Annotated in this window: 17 protein-coding genes and 1 pseudogene; 8 read left to right on the forward strand and 10 right to left on the reverse strand. The window is 62.2% G+C overall.

The genetic code is table 11. From position 1 onward, the window contains the following. Nucleotides 1-70 precede the first annotated feature (70 nt). From ACWGS9_RS03550 to ACWGS9_RS03570, 5 genes are read right to left on the reverse strand one after another with little or no spacing between them, the layout of a single operon-like run. A complete protein-coding gene (locus ACWGS9_RS03550) occupies nucleotides 71-1,276 on the reverse strand; it encodes a molybdopterin molybdotransferase MoeA (RefSeq protein ID WP_454503911.1) in 1,206 nt (401 codons plus the stop codon). Beyond that, nucleotides 1,276-1,755, reverse strand: a complete 480-nt coding sequence (gene moaC / locus ACWGS9_RS03555; RefSeq protein ID WP_454503970.1) for a cyclic pyranopterin monophosphate synthase MoaC — start codon at nucleotides 1,753-1,755, stop codon at nucleotides 1,276-1,278. The genes ACWGS9_RS03550 and moaC overlap by 1 nt, the downstream gene beginning before the upstream one ends. A 2-nt stretch (nucleotides 1,756-1,757) precedes the next feature. Then, nucleotides 1,758-2,570 (reverse strand): indole-3-glycerol phosphate synthase TrpC, encoded by an 813-nt coding sequence (trpC, locus tag ACWGS9_RS03560; RefSeq protein ID WP_454503912.1) that lies wholly within the window; start codon nucleotides 2,568-2,570, stop codon nucleotides 1,758-1,760. A gap of 4 nt (nucleotides 2,571-2,574) precedes the next feature. Continuing rightward, nucleotides 2,575-3,585 (reverse strand): anthranilate phosphoribosyltransferase, encoded by a 1,011-nt coding sequence (gene trpD, locus ACWGS9_RS03565; protein ID WP_454503913.1) that lies wholly within the window; start codon nucleotides 3,583-3,585, stop codon nucleotides 2,575-2,577. Next, nucleotides 3,582-5,477, reverse strand: coding sequence for a peptidylprolyl isomerase (locus ACWGS9_RS03570; RefSeq protein ID WP_454503914.1), 1,896 nt, complete (start codon nucleotides 5,475-5,477; stop codon nucleotides 3,582-3,584). Before ACWGS9_RS03570 ends, trpD begins: the two co-directional genes overlap by 4 nt. A 143-nt stretch (nucleotides 5,478-5,620) precedes the next feature. On the opposite strand from ACWGS9_RS03570, the gene tpiA reads away from it, so the two are divergent. The 5 genes from tpiA to ACWGS9_RS03595 all read left to right on the forward strand — a co-directional run bounded on the left by tpiA (nucleotide 5,621) and on the right by ACWGS9_RS03595 (nucleotide 11,116). Beyond that, nucleotides 5,621-6,388, forward strand: a complete 768-nt coding sequence (gene tpiA, locus ACWGS9_RS03575) for a triose-phosphate isomerase (RefSeq protein ID WP_454503915.1) — start codon at nucleotides 5,621-5,623, stop codon at nucleotides 6,386-6,388. A 458-nt stretch (nucleotides 6,389-6,846) separates the two neighbouring features. After that, nucleotides 6,847-7,344 carry a preprotein translocase subunit SecG gene (secG, locus tag ACWGS9_RS03580; protein WP_454503916.1) on the forward strand — a complete coding sequence of 166 codons (498 nt, stop codon included), beginning with the start codon at nucleotides 6,847-6,849 and terminating at the stop codon, nucleotides 7,342-7,344. Between the two features lie 214 nt (nucleotides 7,345-7,558). Further along, nucleotides 7,559-8,683 (forward strand): L,D-transpeptidase, encoded by a 1,125-nt coding sequence (locus ACWGS9_RS03585; protein WP_454503917.1) that lies wholly within the window; start codon nucleotides 7,559-7,561, stop codon nucleotides 8,681-8,683. Between the two features lie 230 nt (nucleotides 8,684-8,913). Next, nucleotides 8,914-10,551 (forward strand): CTP synthase, encoded by a 1,638-nt coding sequence (locus tag ACWGS9_RS03590; RefSeq protein WP_454503918.1) that lies wholly within the window; start codon nucleotides 8,914-8,916, stop codon nucleotides 10,549-10,551. 22 nt (nucleotides 10,552-10,573) lie between these two features. Continuing rightward, nucleotides 10,574-11,116, forward strand: coding sequence for a DUF1697 domain-containing protein (locus ACWGS9_RS03595; protein ID WP_454503919.1), 543 nt, complete (start codon nucleotides 10,574-10,576; stop codon nucleotides 11,114-11,116). Nucleotides 11,117-11,195: 79 nt separating this feature from the next. Here the strand turns inward: ACWGS9_RS03595 and ACWGS9_RS03600 are convergent. Next, nucleotides 11,196-12,652 (reverse strand): annotated as a pseudogene (locus ACWGS9_RS03600) (NCS1 family nucleobase:cation symporter-1). 307 nt (nucleotides 12,653-12,959) lie between these two features. Here ACWGS9_RS03600 and ACWGS9_RS03605 point away from each other — a divergent pair. The 3 genes from ACWGS9_RS03605 to galE all read left to right on the forward strand — a co-directional run bounded on the left by ACWGS9_RS03605 (nucleotide 12,960) and on the right by galE (nucleotide 15,779). Then, entirely contained in the window at nucleotides 12,960-13,262 is a 303-nt protein-coding gene (locus ACWGS9_RS03605) for a DUF982 domain-containing protein (protein ID WP_320215901.1), read from the forward strand. A 571-nt stretch (nucleotides 13,263-13,833) separates the two neighbouring features. Then, nucleotides 13,834-14,808: a UDP-glucuronic acid decarboxylase family protein gene (locus tag ACWGS9_RS03610; RefSeq protein ID WP_454503920.1), complete on the forward strand. Its 975-nt coding sequence runs from the start codon at nucleotides 13,834-13,836 to the stop codon at nucleotides 14,806-14,808. Beyond that, nucleotides 14,805-15,779 (forward strand): UDP-glucose 4-epimerase GalE, encoded by a 975-nt coding sequence (gene galE, locus ACWGS9_RS03615; protein WP_454503921.1) that lies wholly within the window; start codon nucleotides 14,805-14,807, stop codon nucleotides 15,777-15,779. The genes ACWGS9_RS03610 and galE overlap by 4 nt, the downstream gene beginning before the upstream one ends. A 57-nt stretch (nucleotides 15,780-15,836) precedes the next feature. Here galE and ACWGS9_RS03620 read toward each other — a convergent pair whose 3' ends face one another. From ACWGS9_RS03620 to ACWGS9_RS03635, 4 genes are read right to left on the reverse strand one after another with little or no spacing between them, the layout of a single operon-like run. Further along, the gene (locus tag ACWGS9_RS03620) at nucleotides 15,837-17,657 is read right to left on the reverse strand and encodes an ABC transporter ATP-binding protein (protein ID WP_454503922.1); all 1,821 of its coding nucleotides are present in this window, start codon (nucleotides 17,655-17,657) and stop codon (nucleotides 15,837-15,839) included. Further along, entirely contained in the window at nucleotides 17,654-18,643 is a 990-nt protein-coding gene (locus tag ACWGS9_RS03625) for a glycosyltransferase family 2 protein (protein ID WP_454503923.1), read from the reverse strand. The genes ACWGS9_RS03620 and ACWGS9_RS03625 overlap by 4 nt, the downstream gene beginning before the upstream one ends. Next, nucleotides 18,640-21,657, reverse strand: coding sequence for a glycosyltransferase (locus tag ACWGS9_RS03630; RefSeq protein WP_454503924.1), 3,018 nt, complete (start codon nucleotides 21,655-21,657; stop codon nucleotides 18,640-18,642). Before ACWGS9_RS03630 ends, ACWGS9_RS03625 begins: the two co-directional genes overlap by 4 nt. A gap of 6 nt (nucleotides 21,658-21,663) precedes the next feature. Beyond that, nucleotides 21,664-22,830, reverse strand: a complete 1,167-nt coding sequence (locus ACWGS9_RS03635) for a glycosyltransferase family 2 protein (RefSeq protein WP_454503925.1) — start codon at nucleotides 22,828-22,830, stop codon at nucleotides 21,664-21,666. Nucleotides 22,831-22,832 lie beyond the last annotated feature (2 nt).

The raw sequence follows: 22,832 nt of genomic DNA on the forward strand, positions 1-22,832 counted from the left end.
GATCGACTTCGTCGACGTATGAGCGATCGACTTCGTCGGCGCATTAACGATCGGCTTCGTCGAAGTCTGTTTAGCGCAGCATCAGCACGTTGCATTCGCCGCCGGCGTCGGCAGCTGGCGCGAAGGGCTCGCGCACGATCAGGCCGTTGGCGTCGGCGAGCATCCGCAGCATCGAGGAGTCCTGGATGCCGAACGGGGTTGCGACCAGTGTGCCGGCATCATTGCGCACCACGGCGCGAACATAGTCCTGCCTGAGATCGTTGGCCTGCATCGCGGCGCCCAGCCTGGCGGTTCGCACGTCCTGCCCGTGATCACGGCCGCCGAGCCGGGCAAGGAGCGGCTTCAGGAACAATTGCGAGCAGACGATGCTCGCCACCGGATTGCCGGGCAGGCCGACGCAGCGGACATTGCCAAGCCGGCCGAACATCAGCGGTTTGCCGGGGCGCATGGCGATCTTCCAGAAGTCGAGCTTCATGCCTTCGCTAGTGAGCACGTCATGGATCAGGTCGTGATCGCCGACCGAGGCGCCGCCGAGCGTGACGATGACGTCGGCGCTCGCCTCGACCGCTTTCCTGACCAGCGCGGCGATCGCCTCCTGGCGGTCGGCGGCGATGCCGAGATCGAGGGCGCGCGCGCCGACCGACTGTGCGGCGGCGGCAACGCCATAGGCATTGGACGAAATGATCTGGTCGGGGCCGAGCGTGCTGCCAGGCGGCAGCAATTCGTCGCCTGTCGCGATGATCGCGACCAGCGGCCGACGCACGACGCTCAGGCTCGGGTGGTTGGCCGACGCCGCCAGCGAAAGCGCTGCCGCATCGAGCGCGCGACCCTTTTCGAGCAGCACATCGCCCTGGCCGAAGTCGAGCCCGCGGCGGCGGATATTGCGTCCTTGCGCGGTCGGCGCCATCACCTCGATCTTGCTGTCGCCAAGGTCACGGACGTTTTCCTGGATGACGATGGTGTCGGCGCCTTCAGGCAGCGGCGCGCCGGTAAATATCCGAACAGCCTGGCCTTTCCCGACGGTTCCGGGGAAGCCGCGCCCGGCAGGCGCCGTGCCTATCACCTCGAGCTGCGCCGGCACCGAAGCAACATCGGTGGAACGCGCGGCATAGCCATCCATCGCGGAGGCGTTGAAAGGCGGCTGCGTGCGCAGCGCCACCACCGGCTCCGCCAGGACCCGTCCGGCCGCTTCCGCCAGCGGAATGCTTTCGCCCGGCAATGGCGCCGCGCCGTCGAGCAGGCGTTCGAGCGCTTCGGCGACCGGGACCAGCGCCATCAGGGGGCCGCCTTGTAGTTGCCCGACTTGCCGCCGGTCTTCTCGACCAGCCGGATGCCGGAAATCACCATGCCGCGGTCCACTGCCTTGGCCATGTCGTAGATGGTGAGGCAGGCGACCGAGGCGGCGGTCAGCGCCTCCATCTCCACGCCTGTCTTGCCGGTGACGCGGGCGAGCGCCGTGACCTTGAGGCCGGGCAGCGTGCGGTCCGGCTCGATCTCGACGGCGACCTTGGTGAGAAGCAGCGGATGACAAAGCGGGATCAGATCGTGCGTCTTCTTCGCGGCCATGATCCCGGCAATGCGGGCGGTGCCCAACACGTCGCCCTTCTTGGCGTCGCCGGCGAGAATCATCGCCAGCGTTTCGGGCCGCATCGAGACAAAGCCTTCGGCGATCGCCGTGCGGGTCGTCTCGGCCTTGTCGCCGACGTCGACCATGTTGGCTTCGCCCTTGGTGCCGAGATGGGTGAGGGCGGGCATCGTCAAACGGCCTCGGCCGCTGCCTCGCCCGTGAGCAGCAACTTCGTCGCTGCGGCCACGTCGGCCTGTCGCATCAAGCTCTCGCCGACGAGGAAGGTGCTGATGCCGGTCCTCTGCATCCTGAGGCAATCTTCGTGGGTGAAGATGCCGCTCTCGCTGACCAGCAGGTAGCCGCCCGGCACTATCGGCGCCAACCGCTCGGAAGTCTCAAGACTGGTCTGGAACGTCCGCAGATTGCGGTTGTTGATGCCGATCAGCTGCGACGACAGTTTTAGCGCGCGCTCCGTCTCGGCCTCGTCGTGCACTTCGATCAGCGCGTCCATTCCGAGTTCGAAGGCGATAGCTTCCAATTCGCTCGCCAGGGCATCATCCACGCTTGCCATGATGATCAGAATGGCGTCTGCGCCCCAGGCTCGTGCTTCGTAGACCTGGTATGGGTCGAACAGGAAATCCTTACGCAACGCGGGCAAGGAAACCGCCTTGCGCGCATTGGTGAGAAATTCCGGGGCGCCGTGGAAAGACGGTGCGTCTGTAAGCACCGAAAGGCAGGCGGCGCCACCTTTCTCATAGGCTCGCGCCAATGACGGCGGGTCGAAATCGGCACGGATCAAACCCTTGGAAGGGCTCGCCTTCTTGATTTCGGCGATCAGGCCGAAGCTCCCCGATCTGCCCTTCGCCTCAAGCGCCGCCAAAAAACCGCGCGGCGGCTCGGCGGCCCCGGCCTTCGCTTTGATCTCGGCGAACGGCACGGCGAGCTTGGCCGCGGCGATCTCATCGCGCTTATAGGCTTCGATCTTGCGCAGGATGTCCGACAAGGCCTTATCCGTTCGAAATCTCGACGAGGTTGTCCAGCACCGCAAGCGCGCGGCCGCTGTCGATCGCCTGCGTCGCAGCGGCGATACCGTCGGCAAGCGTCGTCACCCTGCCGGCCACGACCAGCCCGGCGCCGGCATTCATCAGCACCGTGTCGCGATAAGCACCGGCGGCTCCGCCCAGCATATCGCGCAGTTCCTTGGCGTTGTAGGCCGCGTCGCCGCCGCGCAGCTCTTCCTTGCTGTGCCGCTTCAAATCAACGGCCTCCGGCGTCAGGGTGAAGCTGCGGATCTCGCCGCCGGCAAGCTCCGCCACCTGGGTCTCGCCCGTCGTGGTGATCTCGTCATAGCCATCGCCATGGACGACCCAGGCATGATCGGCGCCCAGCGCCTTGAGCGTCTCGGCCACCGGCATGATCCACTCCGGCAGGAAGACGCCCACCATCTGGCGGCTGACGCCAGCGGGGTTCGACAGCGGCCCGAGCAGGTTGAAGATGGTGCGCGTGCCGAGCTCGACGCGGGTCGGCCCGACATGCTTCATCGCCGGATGATGCGCCGGCGCGAACATGAAGCCGACGCCGGTTTCTTGGATGCAGCGGCCGATCATTTCCGGCGGGATGTCGATCTTGACGCCCAGCGCCGTCAGCACGTCGGCAGAGCCGGTCAGCGAGGACAGGCCGCGATTGCCGTGTTTGGCGACCGGCACGCCGGCGGCGGCGATGACGAAGGCCGAAGCGGTCGAGATGTTGACCGAATGCGAATTGTCGCCGCCGGTGCCGACGATGTCGATGGCGCCGTGCGGCGCCTCGACGCGCAGCATCTTGGCGCGCATCGTGGCTACCGCGCCGGATATCTCGCCCACCGTCTCGCCGCGCACGCGCAGCGCCATCAGGAAGCCGCCGATCTGGCCGGGCGTCGCGTCGCCCGACATGATGATGTCGAACGCCTCGCGCGCTTCCTCGAAAGACAGCGCGGTGCCGGTGGCGACCTTGGCTATGTGTGTCTTCAGCGCGCTCATCGTGTCTGGGCTTGCGAAACGGCGTTCGGATCGATGCGAACGCTATATTGCGACTGCAGCTGCGCCACCAACTGATCGAGCAGGTCGTCGGACATGCCGGTGCCGAAGGATTTCTGCGCGTCGTCCGGCACCGCGCTGCCATCGGCGCCCGCCGGCTCGAAGACCTCGGCGACCTTGAACAGGATCTGGCCGTCGCCGGTGGGCGAGGGAATCAGACCGGTGCCGCCTTCGCCGACGCCGAACATGGCCGCAGCACCTTCCTTGCCGAAATCGGCATCGTCGGCTTCGCGCTTCAGGCCGCGCTTGGTCTGTTTGTCGAGCTTCAGCTCGCCGGCGATGACGTCGAGCGTGGTGCCGGCCTTGAGGCGCTTCTCAAGCTCCTGAGCCTTCGCGTCGAGCCGCTTGTCGGTCTCGGCCTCCGTCCAGTCGGCCGCAACCTTCTTGCGGACCTCATCCAGCGTGCGGTCGCGCGCCGGCGTGACCGACTGCACCTCGTAGAAGACGAAACCGTTGTCGGCGGTCGTCAGGCCTTCATTCTCGGTATTGGGCTCGGCCGCGAACACCGACTTGATGAGATCGGCTGATACCGGCAGGTCGTTGACGATCGTTCCGTCCGGCCGCTGGCCGGTACGGTCGATGGCGTCGATGGTGACGACCTTGAGCTTCAGCTTGTCCGCGGCCTGGGCAAGCGAGGCGCCCGACGCGCGGGTGTCCTCGTAGCTGTCATGCACGTCGAGCAGGATGCGGCTTGCTTCGCCGAGCGCCAGGTCCTTGCGGATCTGGCCGGTCACTTCCGAAAGCGGCTTCACCACCTGCGGCTTGATCTCGGTGACACGCAAGAGCACGGGACCGAATGCGCCCTGGACGACCTGGCTCACCTCGTTGGCATTGAGCGAGAAGGCGGCATCGGCCACCGCCTTGTCGGCGATCTTGTCCTTGGCCAGCGTGCCGAGCAGCGTGTCGGCCTGCGTCTTGCCTTCAGCGGTGACGAGCTTGTCGAAAGTGGCGCCTGCCTTCAGCGAATCGTAGGCCGCCTTGGCCCCATCCGGCGTCTTGAACACCAGCTGTTCGATAGTGCGCATCTCGGGCGTCGTGTAGCGCGCGACATTCTTTTTGTAGTCGTCGCTGACCTGGCTGTCGGTCACCGCGGACGGATCCATGATGTCCTGCGGCTCCAGCCGGGCATAGGAGAACTTGCGGTATTCCGGCGCGGCATAGTGCTTCTTGTTGGCGTCGAAATAGGTGTTGAGAGCGCTGTCGGACGGCGCCTCGATCGGTTGCACGAGCGTCTTCGGCAGCGCGAGATAGTCGATCGTGCGGTCCTCGCCGCGATAGAGAGAGACCGCCTTCAGGAAGGTCTGCGGAACCTTCAGGCCGTCGGAAATCGCCTCGACGATCTGCTGGCGCACAGCCACCTGCGAGCGGTTCTTGAGATAGTCCTCCGGCCGCATGCCGAGCTGGTGCAGGAGATACTCGAAGGTCCGGCGATCGAATTGGCCGCCGGGGCCCTTGAAGGCCGGATCCTCGCGCGTCAGTTCGGCCAGCCGATCCTTGGAAAGGCCAAGCCCGAGCTTGCGCGCCTGTTCGTCGAGCACTGCGCCCGAAACGAGCTGCGACAGCACCTGGTTGTCGACGCCTAGCAGCTTGGCCTGTTCCTGGGTGACGCGCTGGCCATATTGCTGCGACAGCAGGCTGACCTGGCGATCATAAGCGAGGCGGTACTCGTTGATCGAGACTTCCGTGCCGCCGGCCGTGATCACCGCGTGATGGCCGCCCAGCACGCCACCCACCATGCGCGTGGTCGCGCCCCAGGCGAGGAAACTGACCACCAGCAAGGACAGCAACGCCTTCGCGACCCAGGTGCCCGCCGCGCTTCTCAATATACCAAGCATGCATACTTCCGAGTTTTGCGCATTTTCGCATGCGCCGAGTTTGAAACAAGCGCAATAGCGCCCTTCCGGTCCACTGTCGATTGCTTTGTGACCGGATTTTGGTAGTGAGGGCGCTGCTTAATGTCGCTCGGAGAAAGCGCCCCATGACCCCTGGAATCCGCCCGCTTGTCGCCGGCAACTGGAAAATGAACGGCACCAGCGCCTCGCTCAACGAACTACGGTCGATCGGCAACGGGTTCATGAGCGGGCTCGATGCGGAGACCGAAGCGGTGGTGTGCGTGCCTGCGACTTTGCTCCAGCGCGCCGCCGAGATCCTGTCGCGCACGCCGGTGCGGGCCGGCGGAGAGGATTGCCATGCCAAGGAGAGCGGCGCCTTTACGGGCGAGATTTCGGCCGAGATGCTCAAGGACGCCGGCGCGAGCCACGTCATCGTCGGCCACTCCGAACGCCGCGAGCTGTTCGGTGAGGACGATGCGATTGTCCTTGCCAAGGCATCGGCCGCATGGCGGGCAGGGCTGGTGGCCATCATCTGCATCGGCGAGACGCGTGCCGAACGCGAGGCGGGCGCAACGCTCGGTATATTGGCGCGCCAGCTCGAAGGCTCCGTTCCGACGAGCGCTACCGCAACGAACACCATCGTCGCCTATGAGCCGGTCTGGGCCATCGGCACCGGCCTGACCCCGACCGCAGCCGACGTCGCGGAGGCGCATGCGCATATCCGCCGCAAGCTGACCGGATTGCTCGGCGATGCCGCGGCCAGGATGCGCATTCTTTATGGCGGCTCGGTCAAGCCTTCCAACGCGGTGGAACTGCTCGGCGTCGAGAATGTCGACGGCGCCCTGGTCGGCGGCGCCAGCCTGAAGGCGGCCGACTTCCTGGCTATTGCCGAAGCTTACATGAACATCGCTTAGAGACCCGTTTGGAAATTCTACTCCATCGGTCATCTGGCGGCGTTTTCTGCGCTACTGCAGCGCCGCGCGTCCTGTTGGACGCGCAAAGGACGCTGCAACAATTTTACTTGGCGCATGATCCTTTCCGAAAATCCATTTCGATTTTCGGGGTCATGCGCAGGCTCACGGACTGAATGTCCGCTGCGCTCCGGCCTTCGCCGGCCGAAGCCCTCATAAGGGTCTCCGCTCAATGAAGGCTACGGCCGGCGTAGGCCGGTTCTCGAAACCGCCACCATATGACTCGCCGGAGCGAATTTCGAAACGGTCTCTGGGCTCATGCGGCATAAATCGTTGCAATGACCGCATTGCTTCCCATATTCCCGGCCACGGGCTTGGAAATGCCGCCAAAGCATTGTAAGGAGCCGCCTCCAAAACACCGGTCGTATGCGCGGCCGCGCAAGGCCTCGCCAGGATAAATTATGGAAACCGTACTGATCGTCATCCACCTTATGGTCGTGCTCGCCCTTGTCGGCGTGGTGCTGCTGCAGCGCTCCGAAGGCGGCGGCCTGGGCATCGGCGGCGGTTCCGGTTTCATGACGGCGCGCGGCGCCGCCAACGCGCTGACCCGCGCCACCGCAATCCTGGCGGCGGCCTTCTTCGTGACGTCGCTGGGGCTGTCGATCATCGCCCGTTACGGCGAAAAGCCGATCGACATTCTCGACCGTCCGGCGACGTCGACCTCGGGCAGCGGCGTGCTCAACCAGCTGCCGGGTTCCAATGGACCGGTGGGCACCTCCAAGCCCGCGGCTCCGGCCGGCGGCACTGCTCCCGCCGCCCCGTCGGGCGGCACGGCGACCACCACGCCGCTTGCCAATGGCACCACGGCTCCGGCAGCGCCGGCTCCTGCGAATCCGACCACGTCGCCGGCAGCCAACGGCGTCACCTTGCCGGTCACCCCGCAGGTTCCGAACCAGTAGCCGGACAAGCACCGAGGCCGCGATCTGTTGTTCTTTGAACACAGTCGCGGCAAATGCGCGCCCGATCACGAAGATTCAACCGGGCGTAGCGCCTGCCTCAGCTTGAGGCGATGACGGCTAATCGATTATAGATTGCGCGCGGCACTTTTCGGCGTCCTTGGGGGGCGCCGGGCGACGCCGTGGGCAACTCGCACTGAACGATCGGATCTTCGCCATGCAGCTTCGCAGCTTCATTATTTTGGGAGTCTGTGCCGTCCTCGGCATGGGTTCCGCGGCCCTTGCCGGACCGGCAAATCTGGCCACATCACCGTCATTCGAGAAGACTGACGCCATCCATGTCACAGCCAAGAGCGACGCATCGCAGCTGAAGCTTCTCAAGAAGAAGAAAAATCCGACCTCGGACGATCTCGCGCAGATCAGCAAGCTCGAGGCCAAGATCGCGGCCGACAAGGAAGCCGCCAAGGACAAGGCGCTCGAGGCTCGCAAGATGGCGATGCGCGAGGCAGCCAAGGCCAAGGCCGACGCAGCGCGTCAGGAATGGCTCTCCAAGAAGGGTTCGGCAGCGTCAGTCGAAGTGGCCGATGCCAGGCCGGTGAAGAAGACCACCAAGATCATCGCGCCGCTCGAGCCCTTGGCTTCGATCGCGCCGATCCAGACCGATGAACCGATCCCGGCTGAGGCGATGAACATCGCGGCCACCGGCAATAATGGTGAGCTGCGCAGCGAGCAGCCCGGGCAAAAGCAGACGAGCAGCAGCGGCCTGTTTGCCGGTCTGTTCGGTGGTCAGTCGGTGTCTTCGATCAGCTATCTGCCCGAGACCCGCGCGCTCGATACGGCGCTCGCCAGGAAGGACGCAAAGCGGCCGTTCAAGGTGAAGCCGGAATACGTGCCGCAGGACGTCGCGTTCTCGGGCTATGAGCCGGGCACCATCGTCATCGATACCAGCGCTCGTCGCCTTTATCTCGTCGAGAGCTTTTCGACGGCGCGCCGCTATGCCATCGCGGTCGGTCGCGAAGGCCTGCAGTTCAAGGGCACCGTGGCGGTTGGCGACAAGCAGGAATGGCCGCGCTGGATCCCGACACTCGATATGCAGAAGCGCGAGCCGAAGCATTACGGCCAGTACAAGGACGGCATGGCCGGCGGCGGCGAGAACCCGCTCGGCGCGCGAGCCATCTACCTCTATGACGGCAGGAAGGACACGCATCTGCGCATCCACGGCACGATTGCGCCGCAGTCGATCGGAACCAGCGCTTCCAATGGCTGCTTCCGCATGATCAACGAGCACGTCATGGACCTTTACAGCCGCGTCAGGATCGGCACCAAGGTCGTTATTATATAACGACCGGTTGTTATCATCTGACGCTTTCAATCAAACTGCCGAAAGGGCCGGCACCGCCGGCCCTTTTGTTTTTGAGTCTTTGCTTTGATGCATGTCGTTCTCCCAAAGCCGCTCCACACTATTGGGCGACATGCTTCGGGAAAGGCTCCTCACGAGCATCGGCGCCATTTTGGGAAAAAGCCTTCGCGGCGGTTTTTTCTCTGGCGGAATCAATCGGGCCGCGTTAAGCGATGACTCCCATGGCGCGATATGTATTCATCACAGGCGGCGTGGTTTCCTCACTGGGAAAAGGCATCGCCGCAGCAGCTCTTGGGGCTCTTCTGCAGGCGCGAGGCTATCGCGCGCGGATCAAAAAGCTCGACCCTTACCTGAATGTCGACCCCGGAACGATGTCGCCGTACCAGCATGGCGAAGTGTTCGTGACCGATGACGGGGCTGAGACCGATCTCGATCTCGGACATTACGAGCGCTTCACCGGGCGTTCGGCGAACCAGCAGGACAACATCACCACCGGCCGCATTTACAAGAACATCATCGAGCGCGAGCGGCGCGGCGACTATCTCGGCGCGACCGTGCAGGTGATCCCGCACGTCACCGACGAGATCAAGCATTTCGTGCTGGACGGCAATGAAGACTACGACTTCGTGCTGTGCGAGATCGGCGGCACGGTCGGCGACATCGAGGCAATGCCGTTCCTGGAAGCGATTCGCCAGCTCGGCAACGACCTGCCGCGCAACAACGCGGTCTACGTGCATCTGACGCTGATGCCCTACATCCCGACGGCCGGCGAACTGAAGACCAAGCCCACGCAGCATTCGGTCAAGGAATTGCGCGGCATCGGTATTGCGCCCGACATCCTGCTGGTGCGCGCCGACCGGCCGATCCCGAAGGAAGAGCGCAGGAAACTTTCGCTGTTCTGCAACGTGCGCGAAAGCGCCGTCATCCAGGCGCTCGACGTGCCGCACATCTACGACGTGCCGATGGCCTATCACAAGGAAGGGCTGGATTCGGAAGTGCTGGCCGCCTTCGGCATCGATCCGGCGCCGAAGCCGCGCATGGAGCCCTGGCAGGCGCTGTCCAACCACATCCACAATCCGGAAGGCGAGGTGACGATCGCCATCGTCGGCAAATACACCGGGCTCAAGGACGCCTATAAATCGCTGATCGAGGCGCTGTCGCATGGCGGGCTGGCCAACCGCGTCAAGGTCAAGCTCGACTGGATCGAAAGCGAGATCTTCGAGAAGGAGGATCCGGCCCCTTGGCTGGAGAAGGTGCACGGCATTCTCGTTCCCGGCGGCTTTGGCGAGCGCGGCTCGGAAGGCAAGATCCTGGCGGCGAAGTTCGCGCGCGAGCGCAAGGTGCCTTACTTCGGCATCTGCTTCGGCATGCAGATGGCCTGCATCGAGGCGGCGCGCTCGCTGGCCGGTGTCGAGCATGCGTCGTCGACCGAGTTCGGCCCGACGGATGAGCCGGTCGTCGGCCTGATGACCGAATGGCTGAAGGGCAACATGCTGGAGAAGCGCAGGGCCGCCGGTGACCTCGGCGGCACGATGCGGCTCGGCGCCTACCAGGCCGAACTCGCGAAAGGCTCGAAGATCGCGGATATCTATGGCGACACGCAGATTTCCGAGCGCCATCGGCACCGCTACGAAGTCAACATCGACTACAAGCAGCGGCTCGAGGATTGCGGCCTGGTCTTTGCCGGCATGTCGCCCGACGGCGTGCTGCCGGAGACAGTCGAATATCCCGACCATCCCTGGTTCATCGGCGTGCAGTATCATCCCGAACTGAAGAGCCGCCCGCTCGACCCGCATCCGCTGTTCGCGAGCTTTATCTCGGCGGCGGTCGATCAGAGCAGGCTGGTCTAGGCCCCGGCGGTCGGACCGGGTCATGCAAACCTACGTCGCGCTGCTCTACAGCATAATTTTGGGCGAAGGGCGGCGCGTGGTCATGGCCGATCTCAAGGCCATGGCGGAAGGTCTCGGGCTGAAGAATGTCCGCACGCTGGTGGCGACAGGCAATCTGGTGTTCGAGGCACGGGCTGGTGAAGTTTCAAAGCTCGAGCAGCGGCTGGAAAAGGCCTTTGAGAAGACCTTCGGCCGCCATGTCGACATTATCGTGCGCGCCGCCCAGGACTGGATGAAGCTTGCTGCGGGTAATCCGTTTCCGGGCGAATCCGTCGACGCGGCCGATCAGGTTGCGGTGCGCGTGATGCGAGAGCCGCTGCTCGCGGATGCCGTCCAAGCGCTCCAGGCCTATGCAGCTGACAATGAGAAAGTACTTTGGGTCGACGGCGATATCTGGCTTGTCTCGCGCGAGCGGCCGAGCTCGCGGCTGCTCGCAGCCGCCAATCACAAGCGCTTTGGCGTCGGTACGTCGCGCAACTGGAACACGGTGCGGCGGCTGGCGGAGATGGTAGGCAGCAGGCAGTAGGCAGTAGGCAGTAGGCAGTAGGCAGTAGGCAGTAGGTGGCATTTTCTGTTGCCTAATCCCTACTGCCTACAGCCTTGTTTCAGGCTTTCGCCACCTTCGCACCCGCACCGAGCGCCATTGTGCGCAGGACGTAGTAGACGGCGCCCGCGATCGCTACGCCGAAGAACCAGCCATAGACGCCCCACCAGGATGGCAGCCAGTTGGTGAAGTTCGGCAGGATCGAGGAGAAGATCGCGCCGATGCCGGCGGCGATGAAGGCGTTGACGTGCCAGCCGCTCTGGAAGCGGAATTCGCCGTCCTCGCGGTAGAGCGCTTCGACATCGACCTCGCTTTTGCGGATCAGGTAATAGTCGACCATCATCACTCCGAAGATCGGCCCCATCGTCGCGCCGATGATGTTGACGAAGGAAGCGGCACTGCCTTCCCACGGCGCGAAGGGATAAAGCACAAGTGCGATAAGTGCTGCGATGTAGCGCCCTTCTTGAAGTCGATCTGGCGCGGGAAGACGTTGGAGAAGTCGAAGGCCGGCGAGACGAAATTCGCTACGACGTTGATGCCGAGCGTGGCCACGGCGAAGGTCAGCGCGGCGAGAGCTGCCAGGAACCAGCTGTCGAACTTGGCCGAGATCTGGTCGGGATGGAGCAGCACCTCGTGGTAGACGTCATAAGCGGCAATGGTGGTGACGCCGGCGACGAGCGAGAACAGGATGAGGTTGACCGGCAGGCCCCAGATATTGCCCTTGCGCAGCGCCGTTTTGTCCGGCGCGTAGCGGGCAAAATCGCAGAAGTTGAGGTAGAGCGCCGAGAAATAGGTCACCCAGATCGCCGCCACCGCGAACAGCGCGGTCCATGAACCGGGCTCACCCGGAACGCCGGCGTCCTTAGTCTTCTCCAGCAGCACATCCATCGGAATGTCGCTGGTAAAAGCGAAAGTGCCCGATTTCACGCAAAGATAGATGGCCAGGATCAGCATCATGATCTACACGGCGGGGCCGGCCCAGTCCTGGAAGCGGCGCACGGTCTCCATGCCTTTCTGGATGATCAGCAGCTGCAGCGCCCAGATGACGACGAAGCAGATCACCTCCAGGGTCGAATGTCCCAGAAGATGCGAGCTCTTGTTGAACTCGTCGAACCATTGCAGGCGCGTCAGCAGCGCAACGATTGCGCCCGATGCCGCGGCCGTCTGAGCGCCATACCAGAAGCAGGCGACGATCGCGCGCACCAGCGCCGGGACATTGGCGCCCCAGATACCGAACGACGCGCGGGCAAGCACGGGGTAGGGCACGCCGGTCTTCACACCGGCATAGCCGACCATGTTCATCAGCGCGTAGATGATCAGCGAGCCGATGCCGATGGCGATGACGAAGTTGACGAAACCGCCGCAGAACAGGAAAAGGCTGGCTGCCAAATAGTAGCCCCAGAGGCTGTGGACATCCGAGGTCCAGACGTTGAAGATCGAGAACGGTCCCCAGTTCCTGACCGTTGCCGGAGCCAGATCCTCATTATAGAGGTCAGGCGATGCGCCTTGAATGGTCATTGCAAGTGTTCCCCTTGTTGCAAAACGCGCCCTCACGCGTTTAACCGCAGAGGTTAAGCCTGCCGCAGGGGAGCCGGCAAGCAACCCATTTGCCGGCTTTCGCCTTAAAGATATTCAATGAGAATCGCCGTTATGGCAGCCTCTACGCCTGTATCGGAACTGAGTCGCGACGGCGCCTCGCGCGAGGTCGGGCGCTGACCGGCCGGCTCCGAACTTTTCCGTCGGCAACCAAATTTGTTTGGAACTGATTCGCGAGACGTGCGTTTATTCAGGTTCGACTGCGCTGCGGTCGACCGGGAGGATAACTATGGATCGCTTGCATTTCTTTACCCCAGTGCGAATTGCGCGTGGGCAGGGACACCCTGTGGAGGAAGTCGATAGCGTCTCCGAGGCGATGGTGTTCCTGCGGAAGTGGCCAACGGGAAGACGCGGCCCGGTTTATCAATGCGCCCTTAACTGCTGTGCGGCGGCTATGTCGGGCAAGATGTCGGCCGAGGAAGCGAGAAAGGCCTTTGTCGGCTTTGCCCGCATCACCCGCCTGCTCGACGACGATATGGCGCTGCCGCTGGGTGGCGCGTCTGTGGACAACGTCTACGCCTTGAGGCGTTAGGAGCGAGCCAGTATTTCGTAAGATGGGAACGCCGCGACTGGCGCGGCGGGCGGGCTTTTACGCGGCATCGGCCCGAATAGGGCCGGGCTGTCGCTCTGCTTTGTCCGTTCCGCGCAGTTCCTGGGACATCCGGTAGGAAGTCGCCGCGAAATCGCTTATGTGAGCGCGATGCCTCGCCGATCGAGGGGCCGAGAATCTGCCGGGCGTGATGGAAAGAGCAGCGATTACAAAAAGGTGCGGCTCGCGGTTCTTCTGCACGAACGGAAGCGCCGTGGTTCGCTACAATGGCTGTCTGCTTCGACGGCCCGATGAGCTTCTCCACGAGCGTGGGCAGGTTCAACATGTCGTCGGTCATCGGCGGCCCCGCCGAAAACTCGCTCGCTACAGCTCTGTCCAAAAGCGCACTGGCGAGCCGCGCCGCATCCGCCGAGCTACGCCACCGGATAGGAAAGGACCTCACAATTCGACGATGATGTCTGGTCGGTAACAAGAATTGAAGGCAGGCGGCTGGCCAATCGCGCTACTCAGCTCAGATATTAGGCTTGACTGAACTAGTGTGGAGGCCTCGAAAATGCAGCAGGCAAAACGAATCCTGGTGACTGGAGGCGCGGGCTTTCTGGGATCGTTCTTGTGCGAACGACTGCTTGGTGAAGGTCACGAAGTTGCCTGTGTCGACAATTTCTTCACCGGAAGCCGAAGAAACGTCTCCAATCTGCTCGACAACCGATCCTTCGAAATCATCCGCCACGACGTGACGTTTCCACTCTACGTAGAAGTTGACGAGATCTACAATCTTGCGTGTCCTGCGAGCCCCGTCCACTACCAGTTCGATCCGGTCCAGACGACGAAGACAAGCGTTCACGGGGCAATCAACATGCTGGGGCTAGCCAAGCGGGTTCGCGCAAAGATCCTTCAGGCGTCCACGTCCGAAGTTTACGGCGACCCCGAAATTCACCCTCAGACCGAGGACTATTGGGGCAGGGTAAACCCGATAGGACCCCGTTCGTGTTACGACGAAGGCAAGCGATGTGCCGAAACCCTCTTTTTCGACTATCGGCGACAACACAGACTCTCGATCAAGGTAGCGCGCATCTTCAACACATACGGTCCGAGGATGCGTCCGGATGACGGTCGCGTCATTTCCAACTTCATCGTGCAGGCACTGCAGAACGAGCCGCTAACAGTGTACGGCACCGGCCAGCAGACACGTTCATTTTGCTATGTCGACGACCTTATCGACGGTCTGGTTCGCCTGATGCAAACCACTGACGACGTTACCGGTCCGATCAATCTCGGCAATCCAGTCGAATTCACGATGCTCGAACTCGCCAATCTTGTGATCGAACTTACTGGAAGCCGGTCGACGATCCAATTTTTGCCTTTGCCCGTCGACGACCCGAGGCAGCGACAGCCTGACATTGGGAGTGCCTTGCGCGAACTCAATTGGAAGCCAAGAACCGCGTTGCGCGACGGCCTTGTCAAGACCATTGCCTATTTTGAAGGCTTGGTTTCGTCGGGGTATGTACGGCCGGCCGCTGCCGAATGAAGACCGTTATGGTAACCGGCGGGGCCGGCTATATCGGATCACACTGTTGCAAGGCATTCGCCGAATCTGGTTGGTCGGTCATTACGTACGACAATCTCTCGCGCGGTTGGCGCGACGCGGTCAAATGGGGGCCGATTGTCGAGGGCGACATTTCCGACAGCGCAGCCGTATCGGCAGCGCTACGAAAGTATCGGCCAGATGTCGTGGCGCATTTCGCGGCTTATGCTTACGTTGGGGAATCTGTCGAGCACCCGGAACTCTACTACCGAAACAACAGTTTCGGGTCGCTGGTGTTGCTCGAGGAAATGCTGAAGGCCGGCGTCGGCAAGCTGATTTTTTCCAGCACATGCGCATCTTATGGCGTTCCCGTTCGCTCTCCGATTGACGAAACGCATCCGCAGTCGCCCATCAATCCGTATGGATGGTCGAAACTCATCATCGAACGAATGGTGGATAATCTCTCGTATGCCCATGGCCTCAACGCGGTCATTCTCCGGTATTTCAACGCGGCCGGGTGCGATCCTGACGGCGAGATCGGTGAACGGCACGAACCGGAAACACACGTCATACCGCTCGCTATCGAGGCGGCGGTCGGGCGGGGCCGGGTTTTTACCGTCAACGGAACCGACTTCGACACCCGCGATGGAACCGCAGTACGGGACTATGTCCATGTCACCGATCTCGCGCGTGCTCACGTCCTGGCAGGGGAGAAACTTCTCCGCGACAAGGGTGTCCACGTCTACAATCTCGGGACCGGAATTGGAACGACGGTAAAAGAGCTGGTCGACGCGGTGAGCCGGGCTTCGGGATCGCGCCTTCCTGTGGTTTACGGTCCGCGCAGGGCAGGTGACCCCCCGGCGCTCGTAGCCTCGGCTGGCAAGGTGCGCCAGGAACTCGGCTGGGTGCCGGAGCAATCCGGAATCGACAGGATCGTCGAGACGGCACTAGCTTGGCATCGTAGCCGATTGTGATCGGTGCGCCACCGCCCGTCATCGACAGAGCAACGACTGCGCAGGCCGACAGGAGGGTCACCGTTCTTTACCCTCAGCCTCAGAGGCACATACGATTTCGTGCTGGCGGTTTTGATATTGAGGAACGACAAGGGAGGCGGGTCCTTGGCTATTGACTCTGCCGTTCTCTATCCAAATGACATTTGCTGCGTCACGCGCCGTTTCTATGCGATGCGTGATCAGCAAAATTGTCCTATTGCCAAGCTGCCGATCAATCGCGCGCCGAACCTGGTCCTCGAGCGCGGTATCGAGTGCGTTCATCGCTTCATCCAGGATCAGGAAGTCCGGATTGCGTAATACAGCTCGCGCCAGGCCAATGCGCTGCCTCTGGCCGCCGGAAAATCGCAGCCCCTCCTGCCCGATCCAGGTATTGTAACGATCGGGAAGGTCCTCGACGAATCCCGCAACGCCGGCACTGCGGGCAGCGACAATGATCTCTTCTTCGGTCGCGTCGGCTTTGGCCATTCGGATGTTTTCTGTCACCGTTCCCTCGACGAGGTCGACGTCCTGACCCGTTACAGCGATCTTGGACAGCCAGTCGTCCCGCCTGATGTCTACCAGCCGGGTGCCATCAATCTTGATGTCGCCAGACGTCGGTTCGTATAGCCGCAGGAGGAGGTTCACGATCGTCGTCTTGCCGGCACCGCTTGCGCCGATAAGCGCTGTGGTCACTCCGGCTGGAATCTCGAACGACAGGTCGGTGAGCACCGGCGTGTTCTGATCGTACCCAAAGCTTACGTGCTCGAAGACGATATTCGCGTTCAAGTTTCCGAGTGGGACAGTTCCCTGCGATGGATATTCCTTGTCCTCGGACTGGACCATCTCCAAGACTGAGCGCAGTTGCGGCTGTATCTGCGCCAGAAACAGCAGGTTGCTCTCGAACTCCTGCGTATGCGGCTGCAAACGATAAAGCAGCGCGACAGCGGCCAGCGTCACCTCGAAGCTGATATGCCACCATCCGGAAACCAGGACGATAGAGCCCAACATTCCCAGATAGCCGATTTCGGTGGTTGGACCGATCCATGACGAAAGGCGAATCATGGACAACGATGCGTTGCGCGCGGCCGCCGACGATTGCATGAAGCGGCTCTGATGAAGCGCCTCCTGTCCATAGGCGCGGATGGTGCGCAACGCCTGAAGCGTCATAAGCATGTGCTCGCCGAGCGATTGATGGATCTTCTTCACTTGATGCCCTAGATCCCGCGCGGGTCGCGAAAAGATGCGCAAGATCGCCGAGATCACGACTGAGCCAAGGGCTGCGATCAGCAGGATCTTCCAGGAGATCGTGAGCAGGAAGACGGCGAACACGAAGATCGAGCAACTGTTTATGATTAGTCTGGTAACCGCGCCATAGGCTTGCGCGACCAACCACGATTCGGTCCCGAGCACCTCCATGAGTTGTGATTGCTCATGCTGTTGGATGGATCCGAAGGCGACTCTGAGATACTGTTCGTGGACGAGGTTGCGCACGCGTTCGCTGATCCGCTCGCCGATGCTTGAACTTATCAGCGAATAGAGCAGCGCTAGCGCTCCACGCGCGAGGATAAGCAGGAGGATCGCGAAGGCGAGCCGGGTAGGACTACCGAACCAGGCGATTGCCAGGCCCAGCGCTCGACCCTGAAGGCCATCTCCTGCCGCCGTGATCCGGTTGGACACCAAATAGAGGAACAGCAGGATCAGAGTGATGCCGAGCGTCTCGGCCAAGGACGACAAAAAGCCAAGCGCGAGCAGCGCAGGCGTCGCCCAGCGCGGCTTTCCAACGATGCGAAGCAGGTGCGAAAGATCGCGCAACGAAGCGCGGACCGCACCGCGCTGAATGGCGCCTTTGGCTTCGCTCATTTCAGTTCCCCAGTCGGGAAGCGTGCGGTCACTTGAGGGCGGACCGGCACGCGACCGCGCACCAACCTTGTTGCGACGCGCTTGGCCAAATGCGCCCCGATCCGCGGCAAATCCACGGCGATTATCCGCATTGCGATCGCGGGATGACGGCGGAGCAGCAGTGACAGGATCGGAAGCACATAGCGGGGGCGCCTTTGGCGCAAGGTCCGCTCCAGGAGCCACGTCGAGTAGAAATGCAGGCCCTCACGCAGCGTAGGTGCCGCATCCGGGTGGCGGCCGAGCATCTCGTCCACCACAAGCATCCAAGACCGCAGCATGCGAGTCATGTTGCTCGACATATTTCCCGGTAAATAGCGATACCCGACCAGCGGCTCTTCGACGACTTCGAAGTGGTAGGTTTCGGCAACGCGACAATAGAAGAGGATATCTTCACAACCCTGCGCGCCCGCCTCGCGCAGCCCACTCTCGAAACCGTCGGCGTCGATCAGTGCCTGCCGGTGTACCAAGGCGGCGCTGCCGTTGCCAACGAAATTACCGTGGAAAAGGCGTTCGAGCACATCGCCCCGCCAGTTTGGCCGATGCTGATCATCAGTTACCGCGCTCTGCGCATCGATCACCAAATACCAGCAGTAGACGAGCCCCACTTTCTCGTCCGCCCGATCGAACGCTGCCAGTTGCCGCTCGATCTTGGTCGGCGCCCAGAGATCGTCGGCATCGACGAATGCAATCAGATCAGATCGCGCCGCTTGCCAACCCGTATTGCGGGCAGCTGCCACGCCGGAGTTTGCCTGCTCGATCAGCCGCACACGCGGGTCGATCTCCATGTGACGTCGAGCAATGGTAACAGTCTGGTCCCGCGACCCATCATCGACGACAATAATCTCAAGCGCGCGGTGGGACTGCGAGCGAACGCTGCGGAGTGTCTCGTCGATTGTATCTTGCGCGTTGTGAGCGGGGATAATGACACTGACAAGTTCGCCGTTCATTCGAGCACGGCCTCTAGAAGGGCAACAAAGTCATCGAGCGAACGATCCCCGCGAATCTCGATGCGGGGGAGGTCGATCGGATCGCAATCGAGGTCCGCCGGCCCCGATCTGCGGCCGAAGCCGATTCGATAGCCGCACTCCTTGGCAAGACGGCCAAGCCGTCGGTCGGTGACAGAAAAAGGAGCCGCGAACGTCGTCGTGGGCCGCCCGGTCCATCGCTCGATGAACATACGTGAGCGCAGCAGTTCAACGGCCAGGTCGGAGCTCGAGAGACCATCGATCGCGCGATGCGTCGCCAGATGGCTTGCGAAGAATGCACCTTCGGCGGCAAGGCGTCTCACGGTCAGAGCGTCCATGAGTGGTGTCGGCGGACCGCGGTCGGCATCCCACCGCGCGCTTTCACCCACCAGGTCCGTCACCAGGAACACTTCCGCGGTGAGGTCGTTCGCGCGCAAAGTTGGCCAGGCATGGTCGGCGAAGTTCTGGAAGCCGTCATCGAACGTGATGAGCACCGGGCGGCCCACGAAAGGGTGACGGTTGGCGATGAACCATTCCAACTGCTCGGACATGATCGCGTGGAAGCCATTGGCGCGCAGCCATGCCATCTGGCTGTCGAACACGGCGGGGGTGAAGCGATAGCGGGCGAGCGCGGCCGGGCCATCATCGGAGACGCTGTGATACATGAGAACGGGGATGCGCTGCCGCCGCTCGTTGCGCGCCACGTGGCTGCGCAGCGCCCGCGCCCCGCCCCAGACGATCCTTCGCGCGACCTCCATTTCAATGGGCGCGCCGATCGGGAGATGATCGACCGTCGGTTCCGCCGCCAGTTCCCCCGGGGACAGACGGCGAAAGCGGTCCATGCGATAGAGATCGGTCTGGATCGATCTCTCAAGGAAGAGGCCTTCGGTCGCTGCCAGCGTCTCCGAGATTACTTGTGCGCCGAATTTGTTGTCCCAATCGAAGCCCGTCCGTTCCATATTGTCACGAAGGACGAATGCGTGCGCGTTGATGAAACTGCCGCCTGGCGCCAACGCCTCGACGAGTTTTGTTGCGAGGCGCCGCAACTCGTCGAGATCGTCGAGAAAATAGAGCACTTCCGAGCAGATGATGAGATCCATATCACCCGGCAGGGCATCCGCGCGGAAATCCAGTACGCCGAATTCGATATTCAGTTGGTCCCTGCATCGCTCTCGCGCTCGCTCGATGGCTACGGCGGAGATGTCGGTCGCCGTCAAATGCCCCACTCGCGGCGCCAGTTGCCGCGTGAAATGGCCCTCCGCACAGGCCAGCTCGAGCGCCCGTCCTATTGGACCGGCAGGCAGGATTTCGAGCTGCCGCTCATATTTTTCTTGCTCATAGGGCGAACCATAGTTCCAGGGATCCGCGGTCTCGAAAAAGCGGTCCCAGAACGACGCGCGATCGTCGTCGCGCCCACCTTCGGCCCGGGCACGACGCGGGGAGGCAACAGGTTCCGTCGCCTCGGCACTCGAACGCACCAGCCCTTGGGCATCCGCTGCCAATCGCGCGAGTCTTGCGTAGTGGCTGCCCCGATCAGTCCGCCGTCCCGCCGCGGACAGCAATGCCTCCGCGGCAAACATACTTGCCTTGTCGGCTCCGGTATTCTCATGCAGATCTGGCACAGCCGATCGGCCCGCCAGCCGCGCGGCTGCCTTCCAGAAGCGAAACGCCATGCGCTGATAGCCGGAAAGGCCGCTTATAATCTCCCGCGGAGGCACGAAATTCAAAATCAATTCAAACCAATGACGTCTTGTCACTCTCCCGAGCGCGCCGAACTGCACGAGGGCTTCGATTTTGCCATCCAACATCAGGTAGGCATAGACTTGATCGATCCCTTCCGGCAGTTCCGTCGAGGCCGGATTTCGAGCATCGACGCGAATCCCGAGTGTCCGCGCTAGCCTGCGCGGAGCGGCAAGGTCGTCGAAGTCGAGAAGCATTTGCTCAAGATGATACTGCACGCGGCGACCCGCAACGGGATCGCTCCAGATATTGCTTAGTTCAACGATCAAATCGGCGAGGGGGCCGCCGAACCTGTCCCATCTGGCAGCCAATTGCTGCGGCGCCGATAGACTTCCTACCATCAGCCCGTCGAAGACCACCTTGGCTATCTCAGAGGCCCATTCGTATCTGGCCGGGAGAGCGCGCAACGTCTGCGGGTTGATAAAGCCGCTGCCGCTGCCGCAATCCGATGCAGCGTTCCATAACGCGAACCACGCGAGTGCTTCGCGGGCGGCGCTGCCGTCCGCCGAAGTCGCCCCCTTAGCGTGCGCCGGCGCTGGGTGTTTGACCCTTGGGTCGGCAGAGAAGCCGCGTGCTATCACGATTTCCGCGTCTGACAGCATTTGCGTCGAATTTCGGGTGAGTGAGTTGGGGCTTGCCCGATAGTAGGCGAGCGGTTCGTCGACCATCACCCAACGTTTGCCCAGACGTGCGACGCGCTGCCACAAATCCCAGTCCTCACAGGTGCGCAGCGACACATCGAAGGCGCCCAACTCGACGATTGTCGCCCGATCGATCAGCAGCGCGTGAGTGCGGATGGCACATCGTCGCGCAAATGTCTCGAACGGTTGGATCGCAACCTCCGGCGCGATGCTCGACGGCGTGAGTGCTCCATCGGGCATCACTCGCCGAGAACCGCAATAGCCAGCTACCGAATCGGGCGCGGCTTCCATTGCGGTCAGCATTTTCGCCAGGAAGCTGACGTCCACCCAATCATCCGCATCCAGGAACATGAGCCAGCGGCCGCGCGCCGTCGAAATCCCCTTGTTGCGCGCGCCCGCTGCGCTATGAGCAGAAGAGCTAACCGTTCGAAATCGGGCATCACGCCCAACATAACTGGCGATGATCGCGGCGGTACCGTCACTTGAGCCATCGTCGACGATGATCGCCTCCCAATCAGCAATGTCCTGACCGAGGAGGCAGTCGAGTGCTTGTGCTAGGGTCAGCTCTGCGTTACGCGCAGGCACCACGATTGAAACCAAGGGATTATCGGCCACGTCGCCCTACCTGCGCTTGGTTCGGAGGTAGAACAGGATTCCTGAAGCATAGCCGGCGATTTCATGCCAAAGGAAACGATCCTCAGCGACCCTGCGTCCAAGTAGCCTTCTGCGAACTCTGCCGAGGTACCAAAGTGGCTTCCATTTGAGAGCCTGCTTCAAATTCGCCTTGATGCCAGTCCGTTCATGCTGGACGAGCAATGCGGCCGAGTGACCGCGCATGTAAAAATAGATTTGCTTGGCCAGGCCTTCCATCGTCCGCCTGTGGAAATGGAATGCGACGGAAGTTGGCTGGTAACGGCAGTCATATCCACTGGCGAGCAGCCGATACCAATACTCGGAGTCGCCCGAACACCCAGCCTGGCCGACGTCGAGGCGTTCGTCAAACATCCCCGCGCGGTCAAACACGTCGCGCCGGAATGCCATACTGGCACCGGCACCGACCTTCCAGGCAGGGAACACATCGTGCTTGCTGGCGGCAAACTCGGCCGCGTGGAAAATTTGAGGTTTATAGCCTTGCCCGAAGCTCCAGAACGTCTCGAAATAACGCTGCGCTTCGGTGGCAATTTCGGCGGGCAGTACAAGACCCGTCACCGCGCCGATCGAAGGTCTGTCGAATGCCGTGATCAGCCGCTCAAGCCATTGCGGATGAAGCAGAACATCATCATCAGTGTAAGCAACGATATCCGAGCAAGCACGCTCGGCGCCCCGATTGCGTGCAATATCCAAGCCAGGTCGGTCCTCACGGACATAGATTGCACCGGCAGCGAGCGCTACCTCGCGCGTTTCGCTGCCTCTCGACGCGTTATCCACCACGATGACCTCTGCCGGCGGAACGGTTTGCTGCGGAAGCGAGGAGAGGCAGCGCCGCAACTCGTTCGGCCTGTCACGCGTGCAGATGACAACGCTGGCGCTCGGCAGGTCCAGAACCGGCGGAGTGAACTTTGTGTCCGGAGGGGCCGCAATTGGGGCAATGCGGCACTCACCGTCGCTCCCTCTCAGCAAATGCCCCACTGGAAAGCCGCCGCGCCACAACACGATCATGCCAGAATCGCAGTATTCCGGAGCGGCTTGGGCGTCTAAATCCACATGGCGGACACCTTGGCAGCCATCCATGCCGAACATCTTCTGCAGTTCTGCTGCCAGCACATTTGCGCGCCGGTTCGGCGTCATTG

The sequence above is a fragment of the Mesorhizobium sp. Arg314 genome, assembly GCF_053714275.1.

What these genes read in the sequence shown, in the direction of transcription:
- ACWGS9_RS03550 (WP_454503911.1), bottom strand. Translation starts at nt 1,276, where the DNA reads ATGGCGCTGGTCCCGGTCGCCGAAGCGCTCGAACGCCTGCTCGACGGC.
- moaC (WP_454503970.1), bottom strand. Translation starts at nt 1,755, where the DNA reads ATGCCCGCCCTCACCCATCTCGGCACCAAGGGCGAAGCCAACATGGTC.
- trpD (WP_454503913.1), bottom strand. Translation starts at nt 3,585, where the DNA reads ATGAGCGCGCTGAAGACACACATAGCCAAGGTCGCCACCGGCACCGCG.
- ACWGS9_RS03570 (WP_454503914.1), bottom strand. Translation starts at nt 5,477, where the DNA reads ATGCTTGGTATATTGAGAAGCGCGGCGGGCACCTGGGTCGCGAAGGCG.
- tpiA (WP_454503915.1), top strand. Translation starts at nt 5,621, where the DNA reads ATGACCCCTGGAATCCGCCCGCTTGTCGCCGGCAACTGGAAAATGAAC.
- secG (WP_454503916.1), top strand. Translation starts at nt 6,847, where the DNA reads ATGGAAACCGTACTGATCGTCATCCACCTTATGGTCGTGCTCGCCCTT.
- ACWGS9_RS03585 (WP_454503917.1), top strand. Translation starts at nt 7,559, where the DNA reads ATGCAGCTTCGCAGCTTCATTATTTTGGGAGTCTGTGCCGTCCTCGGC.
- ACWGS9_RS03590 (WP_454503918.1), top strand. Translation starts at nt 8,914, where the DNA reads ATGACTCCCATGGCGCGATATGTATTCATCACAGGCGGCGTGGTTTCC.
- ACWGS9_RS03595 (WP_454503919.1), top strand. Translation starts at nt 10,574, where the DNA reads ATGCAAACCTACGTCGCGCTGCTCTACAGCATAATTTTGGGCGAAGGG.
- ACWGS9_RS03605 (WP_320215901.1), top strand. Translation starts at nt 12,960, where the DNA reads ATGGATCGCTTGCATTTCTTTACCCCAGTGCGAATTGCGCGTGGGCAG.
- ACWGS9_RS03610 (WP_454503920.1), top strand. Translation starts at nt 13,834, where the DNA reads ATGCAGCAGGCAAAACGAATCCTGGTGACTGGAGGCGCGGGCTTTCTG.
- galE (WP_454503921.1), top strand. Translation starts at nt 14,805, where the DNA reads ATGAAGACCGTTATGGTAACCGGCGGGGCCGGCTATATCGGATCACAC.
- ACWGS9_RS03620 (WP_454503922.1), bottom strand. Translation starts at nt 17,657, where the DNA reads ATGAGCGAAGCCAAAGGCGCCATTCAGCGCGGTGCGGTCCGCGCTTCG.
- ACWGS9_RS03625 (WP_454503923.1), bottom strand. Translation starts at nt 18,643, where the DNA reads ATGAACGGCGAACTTGTCAGTGTCATTATCCCCGCTCACAACGCGCAA.
- ACWGS9_RS03635 (WP_454503925.1), bottom strand. Translation starts at nt 22,830, where the DNA reads ATGACGCCGAACCGGCGCGCAAATGTGCTGGCAGCAGAACTGCAGAAG.